At 72.6% G+C, this 24,413-nt stretch carries 23 protein-coding genes and 1 pseudogene; 17 read left to right on the top strand and 7 right to left on the bottom strand.

The genetic code is table 11. From position 1 onward, the window contains the following. Nucleotides 1-30: 30 nt before the first annotated feature. From ACZ47G_RS08285 to ACZ47G_RS08250, 8 genes are all read left to right on the top strand, one after another. Nucleotides 31-588, top strand: coding sequence for a F0F1 ATP synthase subunit B (locus ACZ47G_RS08285; RefSeq protein ID WP_188302976.1), 558 nt, complete (start codon nucleotides 31-33; stop codon nucleotides 586-588). Then, on the top strand, nucleotides 585-1,400 hold the full coding sequence (locus tag ACZ47G_RS08280) for a F0F1 ATP synthase subunit delta (protein WP_465740662.1): 816 nt from the start codon (nucleotides 585-587) through the stop codon (nucleotides 1,398-1,400). Before ACZ47G_RS08285 ends, ACZ47G_RS08280 begins: the two co-directional genes overlap by 4 nt. Before the next feature lie 156 nt (nucleotides 1,401-1,556). After that, entirely contained in the window at nucleotides 1,557-3,131 is a 1,575-nt protein-coding gene (gene atpA, locus ACZ47G_RS08275) for a F0F1 ATP synthase subunit alpha (RefSeq protein WP_465740661.1), read from the top strand. Between the two features lie 32 nt (nucleotides 3,132-3,163). Further along, nucleotides 3,164-4,078 carry a F0F1 ATP synthase subunit gamma gene (locus tag ACZ47G_RS08270; protein WP_465740660.1) on the top strand — a complete coding sequence of 305 codons (915 nt, stop codon included), beginning with the start codon at nucleotides 3,164-3,166 and terminating at the stop codon, nucleotides 4,076-4,078. 2 nt (nucleotides 4,079-4,080) lie between these two features. Beyond that, nucleotides 4,081-5,526, top strand: coding sequence for a F0F1 ATP synthase subunit beta (atpD, locus tag ACZ47G_RS08265; protein ID WP_465740659.1), 1,446 nt, complete (start codon nucleotides 4,081-4,083; stop codon nucleotides 5,524-5,526). Between the two features lie 184 nt (nucleotides 5,527-5,710). Further along, nucleotides 5,711-6,094 carry a F0F1 ATP synthase subunit epsilon gene (locus ACZ47G_RS08260; protein ID WP_030282045.1) on the top strand — a complete coding sequence of 128 codons (384 nt, stop codon included), beginning with the start codon at nucleotides 5,711-5,713 and terminating at the stop codon, nucleotides 6,092-6,094. 150 nt (nucleotides 6,095-6,244) lie between these two features. Continuing rightward, nucleotides 6,245-6,745 (top strand): DUF2550 domain-containing protein, encoded by a 501-nt coding sequence (locus ACZ47G_RS08255; protein ID WP_188302971.1) that lies wholly within the window; start codon nucleotides 6,245-6,247, stop codon nucleotides 6,743-6,745. Between the two features lie 86 nt (nucleotides 6,746-6,831). After that, nucleotides 6,832-7,404, top strand: a complete 573-nt coding sequence (locus ACZ47G_RS08250; RefSeq protein ID WP_465740658.1) for a cob(I)yrinic acid a,c-diamide adenosyltransferase — start codon at nucleotides 6,832-6,834, stop codon at nucleotides 7,402-7,404. A 5-nt stretch (nucleotides 7,405-7,409) separates the two neighbouring features. On the opposite strand, the gene ACZ47G_RS08245 is transcribed toward ACZ47G_RS08250, so the two are convergent. Continuing rightward, entirely contained in the window at nucleotides 7,410-8,003 is a 594-nt protein-coding gene (locus ACZ47G_RS08245) for a hypothetical protein (RefSeq protein ID WP_465740657.1), read from the bottom strand. A 156-nt stretch (nucleotides 8,004-8,159) separates the two neighbouring features. Here ACZ47G_RS08245 and ACZ47G_RS08240 point away from each other — a divergent pair, with 156 nt between their 5' ends. From ACZ47G_RS08240 to ACZ47G_RS08220, 5 genes are all read left to right on the top strand, one after another. Then, nucleotides 8,160-9,362 carry a sensor histidine kinase gene (locus ACZ47G_RS08240; protein WP_465740656.1) on the top strand — a complete coding sequence of 401 codons (1,203 nt, stop codon included), beginning with the start codon at nucleotides 8,160-8,162 and terminating at the stop codon, nucleotides 9,360-9,362. Further along, nucleotides 9,359-10,009: a response regulator gene (locus ACZ47G_RS08235; protein WP_465740655.1), complete on the top strand. Its 651-nt coding sequence runs from the start codon at nucleotides 9,359-9,361 to the stop codon at nucleotides 10,007-10,009. Before ACZ47G_RS08240 ends, ACZ47G_RS08235 begins: the two co-directional genes overlap by 4 nt. A gap of 258 nt (nucleotides 10,010-10,267) precedes the next feature. Next, complete coding sequence (locus tag ACZ47G_RS08230; RefSeq protein WP_465740654.1) at nucleotides 10,268-11,137, top strand: 3-hydroxyacyl-CoA dehydrogenase family protein; 870 nt, start codon at nucleotides 10,268-10,270, stop codon at nucleotides 11,135-11,137. Nucleotides 11,138-11,570: 433 nt separating this feature from the next. Next, a complete protein-coding gene (locus tag ACZ47G_RS08225; protein ID WP_465740653.1) occupies nucleotides 11,571-11,888 on the top strand; it encodes an STAS domain-containing protein in 318 nt (105 codons plus the stop codon). Nucleotides 11,889-12,180: 292 nt separating this feature from the next. After that, nucleotides 12,181-14,472 (top strand): ATP-binding protein, encoded by a 2,292-nt coding sequence (locus ACZ47G_RS08220; protein WP_465740652.1) that lies wholly within the window; start codon nucleotides 12,181-12,183, stop codon nucleotides 14,470-14,472. A gap of 4 nt (nucleotides 14,473-14,476) precedes the next feature. On the opposite strand, the gene nucS is transcribed toward ACZ47G_RS08220, so the two are convergent. Then, nucleotides 14,477-15,136: an endonuclease NucS gene (gene nucS, locus ACZ47G_RS08215; RefSeq protein ID WP_465740651.1), complete on the bottom strand. Its 660-nt coding sequence runs from the start codon at nucleotides 15,134-15,136 to the stop codon at nucleotides 14,477-14,479. 483 nt (nucleotides 15,137-15,619) lie between these two features. Here nucS and ACZ47G_RS08210 point away from each other — a divergent pair, with 483 nt between their 5' ends. Further along, nucleotides 15,620-16,012 (top strand): SCO5389 family protein, encoded by a 393-nt coding sequence (locus tag ACZ47G_RS08210; protein WP_380452930.1) that lies wholly within the window; start codon nucleotides 15,620-15,622, stop codon nucleotides 16,010-16,012. A 63-nt stretch (nucleotides 16,013-16,075) separates the two neighbouring features. On the opposite strand, the gene ACZ47G_RS08205 is transcribed toward ACZ47G_RS08210, so the two are convergent. Next, complete coding sequence (locus ACZ47G_RS08205; protein ID WP_465740650.1) at nucleotides 16,076-17,386, bottom strand: LLM class flavin-dependent oxidoreductase; 1,311 nt, start codon at nucleotides 17,384-17,386, stop codon at nucleotides 16,076-16,078. A 230-nt stretch (nucleotides 17,387-17,616) separates the two neighbouring features. On the opposite strand from ACZ47G_RS08205, the gene ACZ47G_RS08200 reads away from it, so the two are divergent. Further along, on the top strand, nucleotides 17,617-17,940 hold the full coding sequence (locus ACZ47G_RS08200) for an ATP/GTP-binding protein (RefSeq protein WP_465740649.1): 324 nt from the start codon (nucleotides 17,617-17,619) through the stop codon (nucleotides 17,938-17,940). Nucleotides 17,941-17,964: 24 nt separating this feature from the next. Here ACZ47G_RS08200 and ACZ47G_RS08195 read toward each other — a convergent pair whose 3' ends face one another. Both ACZ47G_RS08195 and ACZ47G_RS08190 read right to left on the bottom strand, forming a co-directional pair. Continuing rightward, nucleotides 17,965-18,732: an ABC transporter permease gene (locus ACZ47G_RS08195; protein ID WP_465740648.1), complete on the bottom strand. Its 768-nt coding sequence runs from the start codon at nucleotides 18,730-18,732 to the stop codon at nucleotides 17,965-17,967. 1 nt (nucleotide 18,733) lies between these two features. Beyond that, nucleotides 18,734-19,738, bottom strand: a complete 1,005-nt coding sequence (locus ACZ47G_RS08190) for an ABC transporter ATP-binding protein (RefSeq protein WP_465740647.1) — start codon at nucleotides 19,736-19,738, stop codon at nucleotides 18,734-18,736. 183 nt (nucleotides 19,739-19,921) lie between these two features. Here ACZ47G_RS08190 and ACZ47G_RS08185 point away from each other — a divergent pair, with 183 nt between their 5' ends. After that, on the top strand, nucleotides 19,922-20,719 hold the full coding sequence (locus ACZ47G_RS08185; protein WP_465740646.1) for an alpha/beta fold hydrolase: 798 nt from the start codon (nucleotides 19,922-19,924) through the stop codon (nucleotides 20,717-20,719). Continuing rightward, nucleotides 20,716-21,027: a hypothetical protein gene (locus tag ACZ47G_RS08180; RefSeq protein WP_402818902.1), complete on the top strand. Its 312-nt coding sequence runs from the start codon at nucleotides 20,716-20,718 to the stop codon at nucleotides 21,025-21,027. The genes ACZ47G_RS08185 and ACZ47G_RS08180 overlap by 4 nt, the downstream gene beginning before the upstream one ends. An 84-nt stretch (nucleotides 21,028-21,111) precedes the next feature. Here the strand turns inward: ACZ47G_RS08180 and ACZ47G_RS08175 are convergent, their stop codons facing one another. Then, nucleotides 21,112-22,041 (bottom strand): coiled-coil domain-containing protein, encoded by a 930-nt coding sequence (locus tag ACZ47G_RS08175; protein ID WP_188306039.1) that lies wholly within the window; start codon nucleotides 22,039-22,041, stop codon nucleotides 21,112-21,114. A gap of 117 nt (nucleotides 22,042-22,158) precedes the next feature. Beyond that, a pseudogene (locus tag ACZ47G_RS08170) lies at nucleotides 22,159-24,413 on the bottom strand (hypothetical protein); the annotation flags it as partial.

Here is a 24,413-nt window from a genome sequence, read left to right as displayed (position 1 = left end):
CCGGTAGTCCCCCAGACGAAAGGTTCAGATATGAACCCCGTGGTCGCCTTCGCGGCCGAGGAGAAGATGAACCCTCTTCTCCCCGCGTGGCCCGAGGTCATCATCGGCCTGCTCTGCTTCTTCATCGTCTTCGGTCTGCTCGGCAAGAAGCTCCTCCCCAGCATCGAGAAGGTGCTGTCGGAGCGCCGGGACGCCATCGAGGGCGGCATGGAGCGCGCCGAGGCCGCTCAGGCCGAGGCCCAGGCCGTGCTTGAGCAGTACCGTGCCGAGCTCGCCGAGGCGCGCCACGAGGCCGCCCGCATCGTCGAGCAGGCTCGCGAGCAGGGTGCCGCCCAGCTCACCGAGATGCGCGAGGAGGGCCAGCGTCAGCGCGAGGCCATCGTCGCCGCCGGGCACGCCCAGATCGAGGCCGACAAGAAGCAGGCGACCGCCGCCCTGCGTCAGGACGTGGGTTCGCTGGCCACCCAGCTGGCTTCCCGCATCGTGGGCGAGTCCCTGGAGGACTCCGCCCGGCAGAGCGGCGTCATCGACCGGTTCCTGGACGAGCTGGAGGCCAAGGCCGCCGTTGCTCAGGGTGCGGCCAAGTGATCGGCGCCAGCCGCGAGGCCCTCGCCGCCGGTCGGCAGAACCTCGACAGCCTGACCGACTCCACCTCGGTGGACGCGGCCAAGCTCGCCGAGGAGCTCGCCGCCGTCACGGCCGTACTGGACCGTGAGGTGTCGCTGCGCCGAGTCCTGACCGACCCGTCCCGGTCGGGTCAGGACAAGGCCCAGCTGGTCACCTCGCTGCTGACCGGTCAGGTCTCCGGCGAGACCGTCGACCTGGTCTCCGGCCTGGTCCGCTCCCGCTGGTCGGGCTCGCGCGACCTGGTGGACGCGACCGAGGAGCTGGCCGCGTACGCCGAGGTCATCGCCGCGGACAAGGCCGGCGCCCTGGACGACGTCGAGGACGAGCTGTTCCGCTTCGGCCGGGTGGTGAGCGGCTCGCACGAGCTGCGCGCCGCGCTGACCGAGCCGAAGGCCGGTGCCGTGGCCAAGGCCGCGCTGGTGAACAAGCTGCTCGGCGGCCGTGCCAACGCCGGCACCGTCCGGCTGGTCACCGCCCTGGTCAACGTGCCGCGTGGCCGTAGCCTGGAGCAGGGCCTCGAGTCCTACTCGAAGCTCGCCGCCGCGCGCCGCGGCCGCATGGTGGCCCTGGTCACCAGTGCGGTGCCGCTGTCGGACAGCCAGAAGGAGCGCCTGTCCGGTGCTCTGGGCCGGATGTACGGCCGCCAGGTCCACCTGAACATCGACGTCGACCCCGAGGTCGTCGGCGGCGTCCGGGTGCAGATCGGCGACGAGATCATCGACGGCACCGTGTCGAGCCGCCTCGAAGGCGCTCGCCAGTCGCTCGAAGGCTGAGCAAACCAGCAGCACATCCGACCCTCGGTCGGGAAACCGGCTCCCCAAGGAGTCGGCAAAACGTACGGCCGGTTCATACGACCCGGCCGAGAGTCGAGTACTTGCGGCCCTCAATGGCGGGCCGAGGATCGCAAACTAGGAGAGCAGGGAAGCCTGATGGCGGAGCTTACGATCCGTCCGGAGGAGATCCGGGACGCGCTGGCCGACTTTGTCCAGTCGTACCAGCCGGACGCCGCTTCTGTGGAAGAGGTCGGTACGGTCACTGACGCGGCGGACGGCATCGCGCATGTCGAGGGCCTGCCCTCGGTCATGGCGAACGAGCTGCTGAAGTTCGAGGACGGCACGCTCGGCCTCGCGCTGAACCTCGACACCCGCGAGATCGGTGTCGTCGTCCTCGGTGAGTTCGGCGGTATCGAAGAGGGCCAGACCGTGCGCCGCACCGGCGAGGTCCTCTCGGTTCCGGTCGGCGACGGCTACCTCGGCCGCGTCGTGGACCCGCTGGGCAACCCGATCGACGGCCTGGGCGACATCGCCGCCACCGGCCGCCGCGCCCTTGAGCTGCAGGCCCCCGGCGTCATGGCCCGCAAGTCGGTCAAGCAGCCGCTGCAGACCGGCATCAAGGCCATCGACGCGATGACCCCGATCGGCCGTGGCCAGCGTCAGCTGATCATCGGTGACCGCCAGACCGGCAAGACCGCGGTGGCCGTCGACACGATCATCAACCAGCGCGACAACTGGCGCTCGGGCGACCCGGAGAAGCAGGTCCGCTGCATCTACGTCGCCGTGGGCCAGAAGGGCTCCACCATCGCGTCCGTCCGCGGCGCCCTGGAGGAGGCCGGCGCGCTGGAGTACACCACCATCGTGGCCGCTCCCGCCTCCGACCCGGCCGGCTTCAAGTACCTCGCCCCGTACACCGGTTCGGCCATCGGCCAGGAGTGGATGTACGACGGCAAGCACGTCCTGATCATCTTCGACGACCTGTCGAAGCAGGCCGAGGCCTACCGCTCCGTCTCCCTGCTGCTGCGCCGCCCGCCGGGCCGCGAGGCCTACCCGGGTGACGTCTTCTACCTGCACTCCCGTCTGCTGGAGCGCTGCGCCAAGCTGAACGACGCCCTGGGCGGCGGCTCGATGACCGGTCTGCCGATCATCGAGACCAAGGCCAACGACGTCTCGGCGTATATCCCGACCAACGTCATCTCCATCACCGACGGCCAGTGCTTCCTGGAGTCCGACCTGTTCAACGCCGGCATCCGCCCGGCCGTGAACGTCGGTATCTCGGTCTCCCGCGTCGGTGGCTCCGCCCAGATCAAGGCCATGCGCTCGGTCGCCGGCCGTCTGCGCCTGGACCTCGCCCAGTACCGTGAGCTGGAGGCCTTCGCCGGCTTCGGCTCCGACCTGGACGCGGCCTCCAAGGCCCAGCTGGAGCGCGGTGCGCGCATGGTCGAGCTGCTGAAGCAGGGCCAGTACCAGCCGTTCCCGGTCGAGGAGCAGGTCGTCTCCATCTGGGCCGGCACCACCGGCAAGCTGGACGACGTCCCGGTCGCGGAGATCCGCCGCTTCGAGCGCGAGTTCCTCGACTTCGTCCGCCTGCAGCACAAGGACCTGCTGGCCGGCATCGTCGAGACCGGCCTGCTGGCCGACGGCACCGTCGACGCCCTGACCGGCGCGATCGAGTCGTTCAAGCAGGGTTACCAGACCGCCGACGGCAAGCTGCTCTCCGAGCAGGCCTGAGTCCGGTAGCGAGGGAAAGGACGTAACGACCCATGGGAGCACAGCTTCGGGTCTACAAGCGCCGGATCCGCTCTGTCACCGCGACGAAGAAGATCACCAAGGCGATGGAGATGATCTCCGCGGCGCGCATCGGCAAGGCGCAGCGCGCGGTGGCGGCCTCCGCTCCGTACGCCGATGAGCTCACCCGGGCGGTGACGGCGGTGGCCACCCGGTCCAACGCCAAGCACCCGCTCACCACCGAGAACCCGAACGCCGAGCGCGCGGCCGTCCTGCTGATCACGGCGGACCGCGGCCTGGCCGGCGGTTACTCGTCCAACGCCATCAAGGCCTCGCTGACGCTCACCGAGCGCCTGCGCGGCGAGGGCAAGGACGTCGTGACCTACATCGTCGGTCGGAAGGGTCTGTCGTACTACACCTTCCGCAACCTGGCGGTGGGGAACTCGTGGACGGGCTTCTCGGACAAGCCGACCTACGGCGACGCGAAGACGGTGGCGGCCGAGCTGATCGAGGCCTTCGCGGCCGAGACCGGCGGCGTGGACGAACTCCACGTGGTCTCGACCGAGTTCGTGTCCATGCTGACGCAGGACGCGGTCGCGGCGCGGCTGCTGCCGCTGAAGCTGGACGAGGTCCAGCTCAGCGACCAGACGCCGGCCAAGTCGGAGATCTTCCCGCTGTACGACTTCGAACCGTCGGCGGAGGGCGTGCTCGACGCGCTGCTGCCGCGGTACGTCGAGAGCAGGATCTACAACGCGCTGCTGCAGTCGGCTGCTTCCGAGCACGCCGCCCGCCGCCGCGCGATGAAGAGCGCGACGGACAACGCCGGCGAGCTCATCAAGTCGCTCACGCGGCTTGCCAACTCGGCCCGTCAGGCCGAGATCACCCAGGAAATCAGCGAGATCGTCGGCGGCGCCAACGCCCTCGCCGACGCTAGCCGCGGGAGCGAATGAGTATGACCACCACTGTTGAGCCGACCACGGCGACGGGCCGCGTCGCGCGGGTCATCGGCCCGGTCGTCGACGTGGAGTTCCCCGTCGACGCGATTCCGGACATGTTCAACGCCCTGCACGTCGAGGTGGACAACCCCGACGGCACGGGCAAGAAGACCCTCACCCTCGAGGTCGCCCAGCACCTCGGCGACGGCCTGGTCCGCGGCATCTCGATGCAGCCGACCGACGGCCTGGTCCGCGGTTCGCAGGTCACCGACACCGGTGCCGCGATCTCCGTCCCGGTCGGCCAGATCACCAAGGGCAAGGTCTTCAACGCCCTCGGTGACGTGCTGAACGTCGACAAGGCGGAGTTCGACAAGCAGGTCGAGGTCCGCTGGCCGATCCACCGCAAGGCCCCGGACTTCAAGGACCTCGAGTCCAAGACCGAGATGTTCGAGACCGGCATCAAGGTCATCGACCTGCTCACCCCGTACGTCACGGGTGGCAAGATCGGTCTGTTCGGTGGTGCCGGTGTCGGCAAGACCGTTCTGATCCAGGAGATGATCTACCGCGTCGCCGAGAACTTCGGTGGTGTGTCGGTGTTCGCCGGCGTCGGCGAGCGCACCCGTGAGGGCAACGACCTCATCGACGAGATGGTCGACTCGGGCGTTCTGGACAAGACCGCGCTGGTCTTCGGCCAGATGGACGAGCCGCCGGGCACCCGTCTGCGCGTCGCGCTCTCCGCGCTGACCATGGCGGAGTACTTCCGTGACGTCGAGAAGCAGGACGTGCTCCTCTTCATCGACAACATCTTCCGGTTCACCCAGGCCGGTTCCGAGGTGTCGACCCTGCTCGGCCGCATGCCCTCCGCGGTGGGCTACCAGCCGAACCTGGCCGACGAGATGGGCCTCCTGCAGGAGCGCATCACCTCGACCCGCGGTCACTCGATCACCTCGATGCAGGCGATCTACGTCCCCGCGGACGACCTGACCGACCCGGCGCCGGCCACCACCTTCGCCCACCTGGACGCGACCACCGTTCTGTCGCGTCCGATCTCGGAGAAGGGCATCTACCCGGCCGTCGACCCGCTGGACTCCACGTCCCGCATCCTCGACCCGCGGTACATCGCGCAGAACCACTACGACGCGGCCCTCCGCATCAAGGGGATCCTGCAGAAGTACAAGGACCTCCAGGACATCATCGCGATCCTCGGCATGGACGAGCTGTCCGAAGAGGACAAGATCACGGTGCACCGGGCCCGTCGCATCGAGCGCTTCCTCTCGCAGAACACCTACGTGGCGAAGCAGTTCACCGGTGTCGAGGGCTCGACCGTGCCGCTGTCGGAGACCATCGAGGCCTTCAACTCGATCGCCGACGGCAAGTACGACTCCGTCCCGGAGCAGGCCTTCTTCATGTGCGGTGGCATCGAGGACCTCGAGAAGAACGCCGCCGAGCTGGCGAAGAAGTAATCGCGGCCGGTAGCAGCTGAGTGACCGTGAGGGGTGGCCCCCGAGCCTGGGGACCACCCCTCGCGTCGCATCGGCTGTGATTCCGGTCAAATCCGTGCCGCCGGTTTCATGCCGGGGGCGCGGGGCCGTTATTCTTACCGAAACTCCCGAGTAATCGGGGGTTGCATGAGCCTAGGAGCCCACGTTGGCTGAGCTGCACGTCGAGCTGGTCGCAGCCGACCGCAAGGTGTGGTCCGGTGCGGCCACCATCGTCGTCGCCCGTACGGCCTCCGGTGACACCGGCATCATGCCGGGCCACACCCCGGTGCTGAGCGTGCTGGAGACCGGTCCGGTCACCATCCGCACGGTGGACGGCGGCACCGTCATCGCCGCGGTGCACGGCGGCTTCATCTCCTTCGCCGACAACAAGCTGTCTCTGCTCGCGGAGATCGCCGAGCTGGCGGACGAGATCGACGTCGCGCGTGCCGAGCGCGCACTGGAGCAGGCGAAGTCCGACCTGGACGCGCACGCCGAGCGTCGCGCCGAGGTGCGGCTGTTCGCGGCGCGCGGCCTCAAGGCCCACGCCTGAGTGTGCCGGACCCCCGGCTTGGCGGGGTCGACCGACGGTCCCGGGGACGCGCGAGCGTGACCCCGGGACTGTCGTCGTAGTTGGTAGGTCAGCGCGGTCGTCCGGTACGACCGTAAACGGGGAACGCGGGTAGCGAGGAGGTAGGTGAGCATGGTCCTCGCGCTTGTGGTGTGTGCGGCGGTCGTGGCGCTGGGAGTGATCGGCTTGATGGCCTTCGCCGTACGCCGCCGCCTGATCCAGCGGGTCGGCGGCACGTTCGACTGCAGTTACCGGCTCAAAATGCCCGCCGACGCCTCGACGCAGCCCGACCTCGACGAGAACGGCAAACCCACCTCCGCCCCGGTCCCCCCGACCGACGGCAAGGGGTGGGTTTTTGGTATCGGCCGGTACAGCGGCGACTCGATCGAGTGGTTCCGGGTCTTCTCGTACGCCCCGCGCCCGCGCCGGGTGCTGCCGCGGCGGGAGATCGAGGTGCTCGGCCGGCGCTACCCGGAGGGCCAGGAGGAGCTGGCGCTGCTCTCCGGCTCGGTGGTGCTGCGCTGCCTGCACAACGGGGCGCCGCTGGAGCTGGCGATGAGCGAGGACGCGCTCACCGGCTTCCTGGCCTGGCTGGAGGCGGCCCCGCCCGGGCAGAGAGTCAATGTCGCGTAGCGACGAGACTCTCGGGATGGGGGCACCCCCGGCCGGAGGCTGGGGGAGGGTCAACGTCGCCTAACCTGGGCGGCTAGGGTGGCGGCATGGTCAATCTGACGCGCATCTACACCCGTACCGGGGACGACGGCAGCACCGCGCTCGGCGACATGAGCCGGACCACCAAGACCGACCCGCGGCTGATGGCGTACGCCGACGCCAACGAGGCGAACGCGGCGATCGGGGTGGCCCTCGCGGTCGGTGCGCTGTCCGAGGACGTGGCGGCCGTGCTCATCCGGGTCCAGAACGACCTGTTCGACGTCGGCGCCGACCTCTCCACGCCCGTGGTCGAGGACCCGAAGTACCCGCCGCTGCGGGTGCTGCAGTCCTACATCGACCGGCTGGAGGGGGACTGCGACCACTACCTGGAGCAGGTGGAGAAGCTGCGCAGCTTCATCCTGCCCGGCGGCACGCCCGGCGCGGCCCACCTGCACCTGGCCTGCACGGTGGTGCGGCGGGCCGAGCGCTCGACCTGGGCGGCGATCGCCGAGTACGGGGACTCCGTCAACCCGCTGACCGCGAAGTACCTCAACCGGCTGTCCGACCTGCTGTTCATCCTGGCCCGGGTGGCCAACAAGGAGCGCGGGGACGTGCTCTGGGTGCCGGGCGAGAACCGTTAGGAGCCTCAGGGCACCTTCTCCGGAGCGGGCTGCTCGGCCACCCGGCCGTCCACCACGGTGACGCCGGCCGGCGGTTCCTTGGGCCAGATCGAGTAGCAGCCGGCCACGATCACGTTGACCACGGCCGCGATGCCCAGCTTCCAGTACCACGGGGCGAAGGCGCCGAAGTGGGCGGAGCCCGCGGAGAGCGGGACGAGCAGGCTGATCAGGGCCAGGGTGATCACGGCCGAGACGACCGTGCGCTTGGCGATCTGCCACTCGTACGCCGTCCGCTCCGGGCCGTACTTCGGCGAGGGCGGCGGCTTGGGGCCGCCGGCGAAGCGGTGCAGGAAGTGCCGGTCGGCCCAGGCCACCAGCGAGGGGCCGTAGCCGACCGAGAAACCGGCGTAGCTCGCGGCCAGCGCGTGCATCCAGCTCGCCTCGGCGCCGCCGCGCAGGTTGAGCACGGTGAGCGCGTACAGGGCGAGGTCCACCACCGGCAGGCCGATCAGCAGCACGGTGCTGGTGCGGCGCCAGCGCAGCAGGTAGCGGGCGGAGAGGGCGAGGCCGAGCACGATCCACCAGGAGATCTCGGCCGCGACGATGAGGGTGACGATCATGTTGAGCTCCGGTCGTTTCGGCGGTGGCTCCAGCCTCGCGCGGGCGCGGTGCGGTGTCGTCGTCGTCCGGTGCCGTCCGGGCCTGCACCTTTCGATGTAGCGGACTCCTCCGCGGACCGGAGCCGGGTGGGCCGTCGGGGATGGTGAGATGGGGTCGTGCTCGTACCGTCCCTCCCCCCGCGGCAACTGGACCGGCTGATCGCCCTGTGCGGGCTGCTCGGCGGCGCGGTGCTGATCGTCTTCAAGGTGTACGACCGCGCCGATCGGCTGCCGCTCTGGGCGGTGGTGCTGCCGCTGCTGGTGATGGCCGGGCTGGAACTGTTCCGGCGCACCCGGCCGGTGGTCGCGGTGTCGGTCGGCGGGCTGGCCTTCGCCGGGAGCGTGTTCGCCGGCAGCCTGCTGGCGACCACGATCATGTACACCGACCTGCTGTACGCGGCGGTGCTCTACGGCTCCAGCCGGATGTCCCGGGTGCTGCACCTGAGCGGCGGGGCGACCGTGCTGGTGCTCTCCAGCCTGGCCTGGTACACGTCCGGGACCTCGGCCGGGGTGCTGATCGTGGTGGTCAGTTCGCTGGTGTTCCTGGCGCCGGTGTGGACCGGCGACCTGATGCGCAGGCACCGGCACGAGGCGGAGACCGAGCGGCTGCGGGCCGAACAGACCGCGCTGCTCTCGGAGATGGACCGGCGCGAGGCGGTCGGCGCCGAACGGGCGCGGATGGCAAGGGAGTTGCACGACGTGGTGGCCAACCACCTGTCGGCGATCGCGATCCACGCCACCGGGGCCCAGTCGGTGGCCCGGCGGCAGCGGTTGGCCGCGGACGATCCGCTGGTGGAGGTGCTGGCGGTGATCCGGGAGAACAGCGTCCAGGGATTGGCCGAAATGCGCCGCATGATCGGGCTGCTCCGGGACAGCGGCGGGGGAGAGGCCGACGAGTCCTACGCCGCGCCCGACCTGGCCGCGCTGGACGCCCTGTTGGCGAAGGCCCGGGCGGCCGGAGAGGACATCGGGCTGGCGTTCGAGCTGACCGAGCTGGGCGAGCGCGGAGACGTCCCGGTGCCGGTCGGGCTGGCCGCGTACCGGATCGTGCAGGAGTCGCTGACCAACGCGCTCAAGCACGCCGGGCCCGGACTGGTCGCGCTGCGGCTGGAGTTCGGCCCCGAGGAACTGCGGATCGCCGTCGACAGCCCGTACCGCGGCGAGCCGGGCCGCGGGCTGCCCGGCGCCCGGGCCGGGCTGGTGGGCATGGCGGAGCGGACCGGGCTGCTCGGCGGCAGCTTCGAGGCCGGGCCGCGGGACGGGTACTGGAGCGTGCGCGCGGTGCTGCCGCGCGGCCGGGAGAGCGAGGGACGGGCATGACGATCCGGGTGCTGGTGGCCGAGGACCAGGCGGCGGTGCGGGCGGCGCTGGTGATGATCCTGCGGGCCGAGCCCGGGTTCGAGGTGGTCGGGCAGGCCGCCGACGGCGAGGAGGCCGTCCGGCTGGCGCTGGAGCTGCGGCCCGACGTGGTGCTGATGGACGTGCAGATGCCCCGGCTGGACGGCGTCTCGGCGACCCGGCAGGTGGTCGAGGCCGGCGCCGCCCAGGTGCTCGTGCTGACCACCTTCGACCTGGACGAGTACGTCTACGGCGCGCTGCGGGCCGGCGCGGCCGGGTTCCTGCTCAAGGACCTGGAGGCGGACACCCTGGTCGAGGGCATCCGGACGGTGGCGCGCGGCGAGGGCATGCTGGCGCCCTCGGTGACCAGGCGGCTGATCGGGACCTTCGCCCGCCCCGAGCGGCCGGTCGGACCGGAGGCCCGGACGGCGGTGGCGGGGCTGACCGGGCGTGAGCGGGAGGTGCTGGCCTGCCTCGGCGCCGGGATGTCCAACGGGGAGATCGCGGCCCGGCTGGAGATGGCGGAGGCGACCACCAAGACCCACGTCAGCCGGATCCTGGCGAAGCTGCGGCTGCGCAGCCGGGTACAGGCGGCGATCCTGGCCCAGGACCTCGGTCTGACCATCTGACGACCATCCTGGTCGGGTGACCAGGTCGGTTGCAGATCACACTCCCGATTGCTATTGCACGGGCGATTTGGGCATTAGAGTCCCCGCGTGAGCGAGCGGAGCGAGTGAACGATTCGGCCTGAGCGCTTCGCGAGAGCGACCGCCGAGCGCCAGCGCGGCGGGAGAATTGAGCACAGCGGCTCCCGGGTGGGCGACCCCTGCCCTGAGCCGCCTTCAGGGCCCGCCCGCGGGGCGGCGACGGCATCGGGAGACCCAGCCATGAGCAATGCGTCCAGCAAGCAGATCGCCGTGATCGGTGCCGGCCTGATGGGCGCCGGCATCGCCCAGGTCTCCGCCCAGGCCGGCCACCCGGTGGTGCTGCGGGACGTGACCGAGGAAGCGCTGCAGCGCGGCCTCACCGGCATCCGCGCCTCGTACGAGAAGTTCGTCTCCAAGGGCAAGCTCAGCGCCGAGGACGCCGAGGCCGCGCTGGGCCGGATCACCACCACCACCGACCTGGGCGCCGTCGCCGAGGCGGACATCGTGGTCGAGGCCGTGTTCGAGAACCTGGAGGTCAAGGAGGGCCTGTTCCGCGAGCTGGACAAGCTCGCCAAGGACGGCGCCGTCCTGGCCTCCAACACCTCCGCCATCCCGATCACCCGGATCGCCGCCGTCACCGGCCGGCCGGAGTCGGTCGTCGGCGTCCACTTCTTCTCGCCGGTCCCGATGATGAAGCTGGTCGAGCTGGTCCGCGGCTACAAGACCAGCGACGAGACGCTGGCCGCCGCCCGCGCCTACGCCGAGGGCGTCGGCAAGGAGGTCGTGGTGGTCAACCGCGACGTGGCCGGCTTCATCACCACCCGGCTGATCACCGCGCTGGTCGTCGAGGCCGCCAAGCTGTACGAGTCGGGCGTCGCCACCGCCGAGGACATCGACACCGCCTGCCGCCTCGGCTTCGGCCACGCCATGGGCCCGCTGCAGACCGCCGACCTGACCGGCGTCGACATCCTGCTGCACGCCGCCCACAACATCTACACCGAGACCAAGGACGAGAAGTTCGCCGCCCCGGAGATCATGGCCCGCATGGTCACCGCCGGCGACCTGGGCCGCAAGAGCGGCCGCGGCTTCTACCCGTACGAGGGCAAGTGAGCCCCAGCGGCCTCTCCCGGCCCTGAACGACCTGGTGGGCCGTGCGATCGGGCATCGTACGGCCCGCTGTTCCGGGGCGGGTGAGTTTCCTCACGCAGGGTGCCGCAGACGGGTGATTTGGGCGGTAATCGAGCGTAGGTGTGGAGAGTTCCTGCGTATATTCCCTCGGACGAGTGAAGTTGCTTCAGATCAGGGCGGAAAGCAGCAACCTGCGGCGCTGCTCCACCGTCAGATGAGGGAACCCGGCATTCCGACCGGGGCCGGGCGCGGACCGAGCCGCCACCGGCGTCCCGCCCGGGCGGTCCCGACCTCGATCCAGCGGCCACCCCGAACCAGCGGCCACCCCGCCTCCCGGCCCGTCGCGGCCGGGGCCGGACCCACCCCCCCCCGGAAGAACCGGACCAGCCAGGCCACCCAGGCGAAGGAGGAGAGCATGCGCATCACCGGCAACCACACGGCGCTGGCCATCGAAGGCCGCCTCGACGTGCGCACCGCCGCCGACGCGCGCGTCCGGCTGCACCAGGCCGTGGACGGTGGCCTCGGCGACCTCGTGCTCGACCTCGGCCGGCTGGAGTTCTGGGACGCCACCGGCCTCGGCGTGATCATGGGCACCCACCGGCGGGCCGGCCGGATCGGCCGCCGGCTGGTGCTGCGCTCCGTCCCCGCCCAGCTCCAGCGGCTGCTGGTGGCCACCAAGCTGCACCGCATCCTCGCCGTCGACGGGGGCATTCCCGAGGTGCAGGTCCTCTAGCTCCTGGGGCCCGCCTTCGGGCCTTGGGCCCACCAGGGGGCGCGTGCGGCGGTGCGCGCCGAGTGCCGCGCGCCGGCCCGGCGGACCGCCCGGCAGGTCGGGGACGACCCGGCAGGCCTTCACCTTCCCCGCACCCGGACCGCGCTGCACGGCCGGGCCCGGATGTGCAAGAGTCTGCCCGTCAGATGACGGCCGCCCGGGGCCGGGTGCCCACCGCCCGCCCGCGGCCGCGACCGAGACGTGTGCCGGCCGGCGCGGGGCGCCGGCGGCCGAACACGATGCGGAGCAGAACGTGGCACAGCCATCCGGCGAGTTCCGGCAGGAGGCCGTCCGCACCCGCGGCGGCGAACTGGTCTCCGGCGGCCTGCTGGTCGGCGTCGGCGCCCCGGACGGCTCCGAGGCCCGACCCTGTCCGGAGGAGTGGCGGCCCCGCCCGCGCCGGATCGAACGCAGCGAGCCCGCGCGCGGCCCGCTCGGCGGCGTCGGCCGGGCGGTCGGCCCGCTCGCCCTCGGCGCCGGGCCCACCGACCTGCCGCTGCTCGACCGCGAGGCCGACATCGCCGAACTGCTCGGCCTGCTCGCCGAGGGGCGCTCGATACGCCTGGTCGGCCAGGCCGGCTCGGGCCGCAGCACCCTGCTGTCGGCCGTCGCCGAAGCCGCCGCCGACCTCGCCCCCGGCGGTGTCGTCCAGCTCTGCGGGCACCGCCGCACCGCCGCCGACCTGCTCCAGGACCTCTTCGCGGCCACTCACCACGCCCCCGGCTACCGGCCCGACCCCGGCCAGCTCACCGCCCACCTCGCCGAGGTCCGCGCGGTCGTCGTGATCGACGGGGCCGAGCCGACCGGCGCCGAGCTGGAGGAACTGCTCGCCACCGCCCCCGGCTGCGCCTTCCTGATCTCGGGCGCCCCGGACGGCCCGCCGCTGCCGGCCGGCTCCCGGCTGCGGGACCACCTCGTCCCCGGGCTGTCCCGGGCCGCCTGCCTCGCCCTCACCGGCCGACTGGCCGGACGGCCCCTGGACGTCGCCGAGAAGGCCTGGGCGGTCGACCTCTGGTTCGAGTCCGAGGGACTGCCGCTGCGCTTCGTCCAGGCCGCCGCGCTGCTGCGCCAGCGGGACGTCTCGGTGGACGCGCTGGTCGCCGCCGAGGAGGACCGGCGGGACGTCTTCGGCGCGCTCGAGGAGCCCGTCCACGACCCCGACCCGGCGATCCGGGAGAACGCGCTGCGGCGCACCGTACCGCTGCCCTCGGTCGCCGAGACCGCCTCGCCCGCCGTCCGCCTCGCCGAGGGGCTCAGCGAGCCCGCGCAGGCCGTGCTGAGGCTGGCCGTCGCGCTCGGCGGAGAGTGCCCCACCGCGCCGCACCTGCCCGCGCTGATCGACGTCGGCCAGGGCGAGAGCGCGCTGGCCGAACTCGCCGACGCCGGGCTCGCGGTGTCCATCGGCGGGCACCACCGGCTCACCGCGGGGGCGCTCGAACTGCTCGCCCCGCACTGGCCGGCCCGCGGCTGCGTCGACGGCGCCGCCCAGCACTTCGCCTGGTGGGTCGGGCACAGCTCGGTGTCGCTGGCGCAGATCGCCGCCGAGGCCGAGGTACTGATCGGCGTGCTGCTCGCGGACCGGACCGCCGGGCGGCACGACGCCGTCGTCCGGCTGGCCCGGGCGGCCGCGCCCGCGCTGGCACTGGCGCTGCGCTGGGGCGCCTGGGAGCGGGTGCTGCAACTCGGCATGGAGGCGGCCCGGAGCACCGGCTCGGCGGTCGACCAGGCCTGGTTCCACCACGAGGCGGGCGTCCACGCGATCTGCCTCCGGCAGCCGTCCCGGGCGATCGCCGAACTGGAGAGCGCGCTCACCCTGCGGGCCGCCGCCGGTGAGCAGCGCGGGGTCGCCGCCGCGGGCCGGATGCTCGACCTGCTGCGCGCCGACGGCCGGCAGCTGCCGGCCGCCGCGCCCGCCGGGGCGGCGGCGGGCCGCGGGCCGGTGATCCGCAAGATCGCGGCCCGGGTGCCGGCCGGGCTGAAGGCCCGTGCCGGGAAGCGCCGTCGGGTGGTGGTGGCCTCCGCCGCCCTGCTCACCTTCGGGGTGCTCGGTACGGCGGTGGCGATGAGCCTCGCCGGGCCCGACGGGGCCAAGGGGAACGACCCGCACGGGCGGATGGACGAGGTCGGCGACACCGGCAACGCGCCGCTGCCGCTGCCGTCCGCCGACAGCGCTCCGGGCACCGCCGGGAGCGGCGGCACCGCGCCGGGGGCTCCGGCCGGGACGGGGACCAGCCCGGAGCCCTCGGCGAGCGGCAGCGCGTCGCACTCGCCGAGCGCCTCGCCGACGAAGCGGCCGAGCAGCTCGCCGGGGGCGACCCAGTCGGACGCCCCGCAGGGGCAGCCGCAGCCGCCCGCGCCGGGCCAGCCGCAGCCGCCGCAGCAGTCTCAGCCGCCGGGGCCGCAGTCCTCGCCGTCGTCGGTGCCGAGCCACACTCCGTCGGCCCCGGCGACCAGTCCGAGCGCGTCCTCGACGCCGTCCACGCCGTCGTCGACCCCGACCGGAACGGCCAGCCCGACCACCTCGGCGAAGAGCGGACCGGGCTGACCGGTCAGAACAGCTTGAGCTTGTCGTCGTCGATGCCGCGCAGCTCGTCGTAGTCCAGCACCACGCAGCCGATGCCCCGGTCGGTGGCCAGGACGCGGGCCTGGGGCTTGATCTCCTGCGCGGCGAAGACGCCCTTGACCGGGGCCAACAGCGGGTCCCGGTTGAGGAGTTCGAGGTAGCGGGTGAGCTGTTCGACACCGTCGATCTCACCGCGGCGCTTGATCTCGACGGCGACCGTGGCACCGTCGGCGTCACGGCAGAGGATGTCGACCGGGCCGATGGCGGTCGGGTACTCGCGGCGGATCAGCGACCAGCCGGACCCGAGCACCTCCATCCGGTCCGCGAGCAGCTCCTGGAGGTGGGCCTCTACGCCGTCCTTGATCAGGCCGGGGTCCACCCCCAGCTCGTGCGAGGAGTCGTGCAGCACCTCCTCCAGCGTGATGATGAGCTTCTCGCCGGCCTTGTTCTCCACCGTCCAGACCCCGTCGGCCACCTTGAGGGCGCACGGCGGGGACATCCAGTTGAGCGGCTTGTAGGCGCGGTCGTCGGCGTGGATGCTGACGCTGCCGTCGGCCTTGACCAGGATCAGCCTGGTGGCGGAGGGCAGATGGGCGGAGAGCCGACCGGCATAGTCGACTGAGCAGCGGGCAATTACGAGACGCACGGTCGACCACGCTAGCCCACCGGGGCCAGTTGATGCGATTCCGAGACGACCGGGTGAAGAAACCGCGAACCCCGCGAACATGGAGGTTCGGTGGTCCCGCCGCCGCCCGCCGCGCTCTGGCGTACGCCCCCTGGGGTCGCTACGGTGTGTGACGCCACGGATGCGGGGTCGCTGTCAACGGGGATGGAGACTTCAGGTGAACGATCCGACGGGATCCGGCCAATCTGGTGCACCGCGGCGTATTTCCGGAGCAATCCGTAGGAACGACCAGCCCGCTCCGCCGTTGACTGCCACGCTGTTCTGACGCGGTCGGTGTTCAGGACGTCACGTCCCGTGGCGCCGCCGCCCTTCGCAACAGGTGCCGGAAACCCCCGTCCCACGGTGTTCCGGACACCGTCTGCGATATCGCCCACCCTCACTGTGAGCTTGGACTACGCATGACCACCCGGGCGCCGCCGCGGGTGGACCGCGAGAGGAGAATCCATGTCGCTCGACGTCTCACCGGCCCTGCTGGAAAAGGCCGAGCGGGGCGAGGTCGACGAGCGGGAATTCGTCGACTGCGTCCGCGTCTCGTTGCCGTACGCCTGGGACCTGATCAGCTCCCTGGTGGCCCAGGCGAAGGTCGACGGCACCGACTTCGCCGACAACCAGGTGCCGCCGCCCAGCGAGCAGGCCCGCGGCCAGCTGCTGCGCGCCCTGGCCAGCGATGCCATCCGGGGCGCCCTGCAGCGCCACTTCGGCGTCCGGCTGGCGTTCCAGAACTGTCACCGGGTGGCGGTGTTCCTGCCGTCGGAGGCCAACGAGGCGCGGTACGGCCGCTTCACCTCCGTCCGGGAGCAGCTGCTCAACCAGTCCGAGGAGCTGCGGGACTGCTGACCCGGCCGGTGCCGGCCGCCCCCGTCCCCCGGTGCGGGGGGAGGGCGGCGGTCCGCGCCGGGGTCAACTCAGTTGCGGCAGCACCTCGGAGCCGAGCCGGGCGATGTTGTGCAGGGTCGTCTCGCGGTCGCCGCTGCCCTCCGCGAGCAGGGCGAACCGCCGGATGCCGGTGCGCTCGGCGGTGGCCAGCAGCCGGTCGGCGCACTGCCTCGGAGTGCCCACCGCGTGCAGGTCGCAGAGCAGTTCGGTGTACTGGTGCGGGTCGCGCATCTTGCGTTCGCGGCCGTCCACGGTGCGGTGGGCGCCCAGCCCGTACTCGAACCAGCCGGGCATCGCGTTCAGCAGGGTGGCGCGGGCGGCCGAGGTGCGGTCGTCCACCTGGGCCACGCCGGCCGCGACGTGCTGGCGGGTCACCCGGCGCAGCTGCTCCTCGCCGCGCCCGGCGGCCAGCCAGGCGGCGCGGTAGAGCTCCAGCATCCGCAGCTTGTCGTCGTCGCCGGAGTGCATGCCGAGCAGCATCGGCAGCCCGCGCTCGGCGGCCAGCTTCACCCCGCCCGGGGAGGTGCAGGCGACCACCACCGGCGGTCCGGCCACCGGCCGTCCGGCGGCGGTGAGTTCCTCGGCCGGGCCGTCGGTGTCCTGGCGCTGGCGCGGGAAGCGCACCGGGCCGGTCGGCTCGTCCAGGCCGAGCCAACTGCCCAGGCCCGGGCGGCGCGGCGATTCGGTGGCCTGCGGCACCACCGCCACCTCGGGGAAGGCGAACTGCGGTCCGTCCGCGCCCACCCGGGAGCCGCGCAGCCAGCGCAGCAGCAGGTCCAGCCGCTCCGGGAAGCCGCTCTCGAAGGCGTCCACGCCGGCGCCGAACACCTCCAGGTCGATCCACGGCCCGCCGCGGCCCACCCCGAGCGTGAAGCGCCCGCCGGAGGTGAGGTGGAGCAGCGCGGCCTGCTCGCCGAGCGCCACCGGGTGGCTGGTGGAGAGCACGCTGACGGCCGTGCCGATGCCGATCCGGCGGGTGCGCCCGAGCAGCAGTGCGGCCAGGGTCGCGGCGTTGGGGCAGACCCCGTACGGGACGAAGTGGTGCTCGGCCAGCCAGACGCTGTCCAGGCCCGCGCGTTCGGCCTCGACGGTGGCCCGGACGGTGCGCTCCAGCGCCTCGCCGTGGCTCTGCCCGGGGAACTGGGCGGACAACAGGAACGCGCCGACCCGTACCGGGGCGGTGTCCGGCGGCAGTGCGCCGTTGCGCTGCGCGGCGGTCAGCGGTTCGCCCGTGACGGCGGTCAGCGGCGGTACGGAGGTGAGCGTCGGGCCGGGGGCGGGTGGGCGCACGCCGACGGGCCGGCGGGTCTCGGCGCGGGGGCTGGTCTTGGTCATCCTGGGGGCCTCCTCGGGTGCACGCAGGGTCTGCGGGCCCCGCCTGTCCACTCGTGGGTATCCGATGTCATGTGCCAATGGCACGCGGAACCCCGAATTTCCCCGATGACCGGGTGGATCTCGGCAAAAAGGCCGGACGGTCGGCCGACGCCGTGATAGGGGCCGGTAAAAGGGTTTGACACCCGTAGGCTGGAACGAACTCAAGCCCCCCGGAAGAGAGGCAGTCCGCCGTGCCCCGCCGCAACCGGATCAAGAGCGACGCCCCCCGTGAGAGCGCCGAACCGGCCGCCGCCCCGCTCGGCGGATCGCTGCGCCGTACCGAGAACTACCAGGGCGACGACTGGGTGGTGCAGACGGTCGCCGGCACCGCGGGGCGCTTCTACCGCTGCCCGGGCTGCGACCAGGAGATCCGGCCCGGGGTCGGCCACGTGGTGGCCTGGCCGATGCACGGCGGCGGCGTGGACGACCGGCGGCACTGGCACCGCGCGTGCTGGGGAGCGCGGGAGCGCCGGGCCTCCAACGTCCTGCGAGGCCGCGGCGCTCCGCGCTACTGAAGCCGGGCTCTCCCCGGAAAGGCCCTACGCGTCACGGTTCTTGAGCACCAGCGCGCCGCCGATCAGCGCTGCCAGGGTCCAGGCCAGGCAGATCGTGAAACCCGCCCACGGCCCGTACGGCTGGCCGTTCTGCTCGTACACCAGGAGCATCCGGGAGCCCGCGTAGTCGGGGAAGTAGTGGGCCAGGGTCTTGACCTTCGGCACCGCCGAGAGGATCGGCGAGAGCAGGAAGAAGAACGGCACCAGCACGCCGAGCGCGAGCGTCTGGTTGTGCAGCATGGCGGTGACGCCGGCCGAGAACAGGCAGAGCATCGTCAGGTACAGCGCGGCGCCGAGCACCGCGCGCAGCACGTTCGGCTCGCTGAGGGTGGTGGAGTGCGAGCCGAGCAGCGCCTGGCCGACGAAGAAGGTGACGAAGGCGGTCACCAGCGAGACCAGGAAGGCCAGCCCGCCGAGCACCATCGCCTTGCCGGCCAACAGGGTGCCGCGCTGGGGGACGGCGGCCAGGGTGACCCGGATCATTCCGCTGCTGTACTCGTTGCCGATCGCCAGCACGCCGAAGACGATGATGGCCAGCTCGCCGAGCATGATGCCGGAGAACGCCGTGCCGGTGGCGTCGAACGGGGTCTCCTCGTGGCGTCTGAACTCGGTGAAGTTGTTGTTGGTGAGCAGGGACAGCAGCGCGCCGATGCCGACGGTGACCACGAAGGCCAGCGCGAGCGTCCAGACGGTGGAGCGGACGCTGCGGATCTTCGTCCACTCGGAGCGCAGGATCGCCGGGAAGGACGTCATCTCAGTTCTCCTCCTGCCGCGCCGCCGCGGTCGGCCGGGTGCCGTCCGCCTTCCAGCCCGCGCCCCAGGCGCCGGGTGAGCCGGCCGCGTCCCGGCCCGGGCCGTCGCCCGCGTGGTACTCCACCGAGTCCGCGGTCATCTGCATGAACGCCTCCTCCAACGAGGCCTGCTGCGGGCTGAGTTCGTGCAGCACCAGGCCGTGCTCGGCGACCAGCTCGCCGAGCCGGGCGATGTCGCCGTCGACCACCTCGTAGGAGCCGCCCGGGCCCGGTTCGTGCCGCACGCCGGCGCCGGCCAGGACGTCGAGCAGGCGCTCGGGGTGGGGGGTGCGCATCCGTACGGCGGAGCGGGAGTTGCGCCGGATGAACTCCGGCATCGACAGGTCGGCGAGCAGCCGGCCCTTGCCGATGACCACCAGGTGGTCGGCGGTGACGGCCATCTCGCTCATCAGGTGGGAGGAGACGAAGACCGTCCGGCCCTCGCCGGCGAGGCGCTTCATCAGGTTGCGGATCCAGAGGATGCCCTCCGGGTCCAGGCCGTTGACCGGTTCGTCGAACATGACGATCTCCGGGTCGCCGAGCAGCGCGGAGGCGATGCCCAGGCGCTGGCCCATGCCGAGCGAGAAGCCGCGGGCCCGCTTGCGGGCGACCGGGGTGAGGCCGACCAGGGCGAGCACCTCGTCGACCCGGCGCTCGGGGATCCGGTTGCTCTGGGCGAGCCAGAGCAGGTGGTCGCGGGCGGTGCGGCCGGGGTGGACGGCCTTGGCCTCCAGCAGGGCGCCGATGTACTTGAGCGGCTCGCTGAGCTGCCCGTAGCGCTTGCCGTCGATGGTGACCCGGCCGCTGGTCGGGCGGTCCAGGTCGAGGATCATGCGCATGGTGGTGGACTTGCCCGCGCCGTTGGGGCCGAGGAAGCCGGTGACCACGCCCTGGGGGACCGAGAAGCTCAGCCGGTCCACCGCGAGAGTCTTGCCGTAACGTTTTGTCAGGTCGTGCAACTCGATCATTCGCGCTCCCTTACTCTCTGTCAGGCTAGGACAAAGCGGATGGCGTGGCCCGTCGAGTGGGCCCGCTGAGTGGGCTCACCGGGCGCACCGGAATACGGTGGGCGGCATGAGCGAGCAGAGCGAGCGAATCGATGTGAGGTGCGCGTTGGCGAATGCCCCTGCCGAGCGTAGCGAGGTGGGCGCATGAGCGAGCTCCCCTCGGCAGTTTCCGTTCGTGAGAGCGGTACCGGAACACCCCTCGTGCTGCTGCACGCCTTCCCGTTGAACTCCTCGATGTGGTCCGCCCAGCTGGACGCGCTGCCCGGCCTCGGTGGGGACGAGGTCCGGGTGCTCGCCCCCGACCAGCGGGGCTTCGGCGGCACCGAACTGGGCACCGACGAGCCCTCGCTGGACCTCGTCGCGGACGACCTGGCGCTGCTGCTGGACGCGGCCGGGATCGACCGCGCGGTGGTCGGCGGGCTCTCCATGGGCGGTTACGTGGCGCTCGCCTTCGCCCGCCGGCACCCGGACCGGCTGTCCGGCCTGCTGCTGGCCAACACCCGCGCCACCGCCGACACCGACGCCGTCCGGGGCAACCGGGAGCGGATCGCGGCCGCCGTCACCGCCCGGGACAGCGTCCGGCTGCTGCTGGACGAGCAGGTGGCGGCCGGGCAGCTCGGGCCCGACTCGCAGCACCTGGTGGAGCGGGTGGAGACGATGGTGGCCGCGGCGTCGCCGGCCGCCGTCGCCTGGGCCCAGCGGGCGATGGCGGCCCGCCCCGACGCGCTGGACGTCCTGGCCGGGCTCCGGGTGCCGGTCTCGCTCCTGGCGGGCGCCCTGGACGCCCTGGTGCCGCTGGAGGAGGTCGAGCTGATGGCCCGGACCCGCCCGGACGCCGAGCTGATCGTCGTCCCCGGCGTGGGCCACCTGAGCGCCCTGGAGTCCCCGGGGGCGTTCGACGCCGCCGTCCGCCGGCTGCTCCTCCGGGTGGCGGCCGGATGAGCCCGGACCCGGCGGGCTGGGACTTCTCCGCACTGGAGGTGACCGGCCGGATGCCGGTGACCAACCGCGGCGAAGGACTGGTGGAGCTGACCCTGGAGCCGCTCGGCGAGGACTACTGGATGCGCCCCGGCGAGACCTTCATCGTCACCTCGTACGGCGACTACGGATCCGGGCACCCGTTCGAGGTGCAGTACTGGCCCGACTCGGTGTCGGTCTGGTGCACCTCCTGGTTCGGCACCGTCTCGGACGACGAGGGGAACCAGCTCAGCAGCGGGCACCAGCGGCCCGACGGGGCCTACCCGAGGTAGTGACACCGCGACGCGCGACAGGCCCTCACCCGCCAGGGTGAGGGCCTGTCCGTGACGGCGTCCGCGGTCACGGCCGCGGCTGCGTCAGCGCGACTGCTGGGCGGGCACGCCCATGGTGTCGTCGTTCGGCAGCGAGGCGGCGGCCACGGCCGCGCCGGTCAGCGTCGCCAGCATCTCGCGGACGTTGGTCAGCTGGGCGTTGATGCTGTCGCGGCGGTTGGTCAGCGCCGCCAGCTCGCGCTCGGATTCGCTGCGGATGCGGTCCGCCTTGGCGTTGGCGTCCGCCACGATGTCCTCGGACTGGCGCTGGGCCGTCTCGACGGTCTGGCGGGCCCGGCGCTCGGCGTCGGTGCGCAGCTTCTCGGCCTCCAGGCGCAGCTGCTCGGCCCGGTGCTCGATCTCGGCGAGGCGCTTCTCGGCCTTGGCCTGACGGGCGGCCAGGTCGCGCTCGGACTGCTCGCGGCGCTTGGCCAGGTTCGTCTCGAACTCCAGCGCGGCCTGGGCGGCCTTGGTGCGGGTCTCCTCGAAGAGGGCGTCCGCCTCCTCACGCTTGTTCTGGGCGTCCTTGTTGGCCTCGGCGCGCAGCTGGGCGGAGTCGCTCTTCGCCTTGTCGACGATCCGCAGGCCCTCGTCCTCCGCCTTGGCCTTGCGGTCCTTGGCGTAGTTCTCGGCCTCGGTGCGGACCTGCTGGGCGGCGGCCTCGGCCAGCTCGCGGTGCTGCTCGGAGGCGCGGTGCGCCTCGTCGCGCAGGTCCTTGGCCTCCTCCTCGGCGAGCCGCAGGATCTTCTCGACCCGGGCGCCGAGCCCGGCGTAGGAGGGCTCCTGCTCGGCGACCGCCGCCTGCGCGGTCTGGGTCTCCAGGTGGAGCTCCTCGATGCGCTTCTCGAGCGCACTGATCCGGGTCAGTGCGCTGTCACGATCGGCCACCAGCTTGGTGATCCGCTCGTCGACCTGGGCGCGCTCGTACCCACGGCGCACCAGGTCGAAGCCGTGAGGGGAGTGACTGTCGCTCATGGGACTCTGGGCTTCCTGTCGTCAAACCGCTGAGGTGGTTGAGGGAATCCTGACACGGTACCGGAGTGTCGACGGCGAAATGCCGTTCTCTCACGGACAATGACCGTCAATGTCCGCTCAATCGGGTGGTGCGTTCTTGGAACGATTGCCACCCGACCGGGGGGAGCCGACTCCGGCACCGGCCTTGGCGCCCCCGTCCTTCTTGCTGTTGCTTCCCCCGTTGGCCTGGGCGACCGGTGACGGTGCCTCGAACGCCTCCAGCGCCGAGAGCACGTCCTGGACCCTGGAGATCTCGGTGTTGATGTCCTTGCGGCGGCGCACCAGCTCGTCCAGCTCCCGCCGGCCCTCGTCGGTGACCCGCTTGGCCTCGGCCTTCGCCTCGGCGACCAGCCGCTCGGCCTCCGCCTTGGCCAGCTCGACCTGCTCGTCCGCGGTGCGGTCGGCGTCGCGCAGCCGCTTCTCCGCCTCGGTGGCCGCGCCGTCCAGCCGCTCCTCGGCCTCCGCCTCGGCCGCGCGCAGCTTGGCCTCGGCCTTCTCGATCAGCGACTCGGCCCGGTCGGTGGAGTTGGCGAGCTTGGTCTCCGCCTCCTTGAGCAGGCCCTCCGCCTTGCGGACGGCGGACAGTCGGACCTTGCTGGCCTCCGCGGAGGCCTCCGAGGTGAGCTCGCCGGCCCGCTCCTCGGCGGCCGCGACCAGGGCGGCGGCGCGGTCCTCGGCCTCGGCGACGGTGGCCACCGCCTGCTCCTCGGCCTCGGTCAGCTGCTCCTGGGCGGCCGTCACCAGCGCGTCCACCCGCTCGCCGGCCGACTTCATGGCCGCCGCGTTCTCCTTGCGGGCCCGCTCGTGCAGCGCCTCCACCTCGGCGTCGGTGCGCTCGCGCAGCTCCTCGGCGCGCTCGCGGATCGCGGTGGCGTCCCGGCGGGCCTCGGCGAGCAGCGCGTCGGCGTCGGAACGGCCCTTCTCGACCGCGGCCTGACCGGCCGCCTCGCCGGCCGCGACCAGCCGGTCGGCCTCCTTGCGGGCGGCCGCGACCATCGCGTCCGCCTGCTCCTCGGCGGCGGCGGTGGTGGCCAGCGCGGTGGTCTGGGCGTCCTCGCCGAGCGACTCGGCGTCCGCGAAGGCCTTCTCCAGGACGGCCGTGGCCCGGTCGCGGGTGGCCTTGTCGAACTGCTCGGCGGCCTCCCGGGTCTCCGCGTCGTAGACGTCCGCGCGGGCGTGGGCGGCGGTGTCGTACTCGTCGGCCAGGGTGCGGGTGGCGAGGGCGTACTCCTCGGCCTCGGCGCGCAGTACGGCGGCCAGCTCCTCGGCGTCGGTGACCGTCCGGAGGGCCTGGGCCTCGGCCTCGGCCACCGTCCGGGCGGCCTGCGCCTCGGCGTCCGCGCGCTGCTGCTCGGCGGCCTCCTGGGCGGCCCGCAGCTCGGCCTCGGCGTCGGAGCGCAGCTGCTCGTCGTAGGCCTGGGCCTCGGCCCGGCGGCGGCCGAGTTCGGCCTCGGCGGCCTCGTGCTCGGCGGTGAGCTCCAGCTCGGTCTGCTCGCGCAGGGCGGCGGTCTCGGCCTCGGTCCGGGCCCGCAGGTCGGCGGTCTCGCGGTCGGCGAGCTCGCGCACCTCGGCGGCGTAGCGGTCGGCGAGTTCGCGCTGCTCGGCGGTCTCGCGCTCGGCGAGTTCGCGCTGCTCGGCGGTCTCGCGCTCGGCGAGTTCGCGGACCTCGGCGGCGTAGCGGTCGGCGAGCTCGCGCACCTCGGCGGTCTCCCGCGCCGTGCGCTCGGTCAGCTCGGCGGCGTCCTGCTCGGCCCGGGCGCGGGTGTCCGCGGCCTCCTGCTCGGCGGTGGCCCGCAGCGCGGCGATCTGCTCGGCGGCGGCCTCGTGCAGGCCGGCCACCGCCTGGCGGACCTCGGCGGCCTCCTCCTCGGCGGTGGCGATCAGCTCGGCGCCCTCGGCGCGGGCGGCGGCGACCACGTCCTCGCCGTCGGCGCGCGCCTGCTCCAGCTCGGCGGCGGCCTCGGCGCGGATGGCCTCGGCGGTGGCGCGGGCCTCGGACAGCTCCCGGCCGGCCTCGGCCCGGACCGTCTCGGCCTGCTCGTTGGCCAGTGCCAGCTCGGCGGCGGCCTTCTCCCGGGTGGCCTTGGCGTCCTCCGCGGCCTCCGTCCGGCGCTGCTCGGCGGCGGCGCCGGCCTGCTCCAGCAGCTCGTCGGCCTCGGTGCGGCGGTCGACGGCGTACTGCTCGACCTCGGTGCGCAGCTCCGTGGCGTGCTGCTCGGCCTCGGTGCGGACGCGGTCGGCGTACGCCTCGGCGCTCTCGCGGTGCTGGGCGGTCTCCCGCTGGGTGAGGGCGCGCAGCTCGGCGGCGGTCTGCTCGGCTTCGGTGCGGACGT

This window comes from Kitasatospora sp. NPDC030952, from assembly GCF_055571335.1.
Note: the sequence above shows the minus strand (reverse complement) of the source record. Positions and strands in the feature narration are given on the sequence as shown.

Excerpts from the sequence above, each read along its gene's own strand:
- ACZ47G_RS08285 (WP_188302976.1), top strand. The coding sequence starts at position 31 with ATGAACCCCGTGGTCGCCTTCGCGGCCGAGGAGAAGATGAACCCTCTT.
- atpA (WP_465740661.1), top strand. The coding sequence starts at position 1,557 with ATGGCGGAGCTTACGATCCGTCCGGAGGAGATCCGGGACGCGCTGGCC.
- ACZ47G_RS08270 (WP_465740660.1), top strand. The coding sequence starts at position 3,164 with ATGGGAGCACAGCTTCGGGTCTACAAGCGCCGGATCCGCTCTGTCACC.
- atpD (WP_465740659.1), top strand. The coding sequence starts at position 4,081 with ATGACCACCACTGTTGAGCCGACCACGGCGACGGGCCGCGTCGCGCGG.
- ACZ47G_RS08255 (WP_188302971.1), top strand. The coding sequence starts at position 6,245 with ATGGTCCTCGCGCTTGTGGTGTGTGCGGCGGTCGTGGCGCTGGGAGTG.
- ACZ47G_RS08250 (WP_465740658.1), top strand. The coding sequence starts at position 6,832 with ATGGTCAATCTGACGCGCATCTACACCCGTACCGGGGACGACGGCAGC.
- ACZ47G_RS08245 (WP_465740657.1), bottom strand. The coding sequence starts at position 8,003 with ATGATCGTCACCCTCATCGTCGCGGCCGAGATCTCCTGGTGGATCGTG.
- ACZ47G_RS08235 (WP_465740655.1), top strand. The coding sequence starts at position 9,359 with ATGACGATCCGGGTGCTGGTGGCCGAGGACCAGGCGGCGGTGCGGGCG.
- ACZ47G_RS08230 (WP_465740654.1), top strand. The coding sequence starts at position 10,268 with ATGAGCAATGCGTCCAGCAAGCAGATCGCCGTGATCGGTGCCGGCCTG.
- ACZ47G_RS08225 (WP_465740653.1), top strand. The coding sequence starts at position 11,571 with ATGCGCATCACCGGCAACCACACGGCGCTGGCCATCGAAGGCCGCCTC.
- ACZ47G_RS08210 (WP_380452930.1), top strand. The coding sequence starts at position 15,620 with ATGTCGCTCGACGTCTCACCGGCCCTGCTGGAAAAGGCCGAGCGGGGC.
- ACZ47G_RS08205 (WP_465740650.1), bottom strand. The coding sequence starts at position 17,386 with ATGACCAAGACCAGCCCCCGCGCCGAGACCCGCCGGCCCGTCGGCGTG.
- ACZ47G_RS08195 (WP_465740648.1), bottom strand. The coding sequence starts at position 18,732 with ATGACGTCCTTCCCGGCGATCCTGCGCTCCGAGTGGACGAAGATCCGC.
- ACZ47G_RS08190 (WP_465740647.1), bottom strand. The coding sequence starts at position 19,738 with ATGATCGAGTTGCACGACCTGACAAAACGTTACGGCAAGACTCTCGCG.
- ACZ47G_RS08185 (WP_465740646.1), top strand. The coding sequence starts at position 19,922 with ATGAGCGAGCTCCCCTCGGCAGTTTCCGTTCGTGAGAGCGGTACCGGA.
- ACZ47G_RS08180 (WP_402818902.1), top strand. The coding sequence starts at position 20,716 with ATGAGCCCGGACCCGGCGGGCTGGGACTTCTCCGCACTGGAGGTGACC.
- ACZ47G_RS08175 (WP_188306039.1), bottom strand. The coding sequence starts at position 22,041 with ATGAGCGACAGTCACTCCCCTCACGGCTTCGACCTGGTGCGCCGTGGG.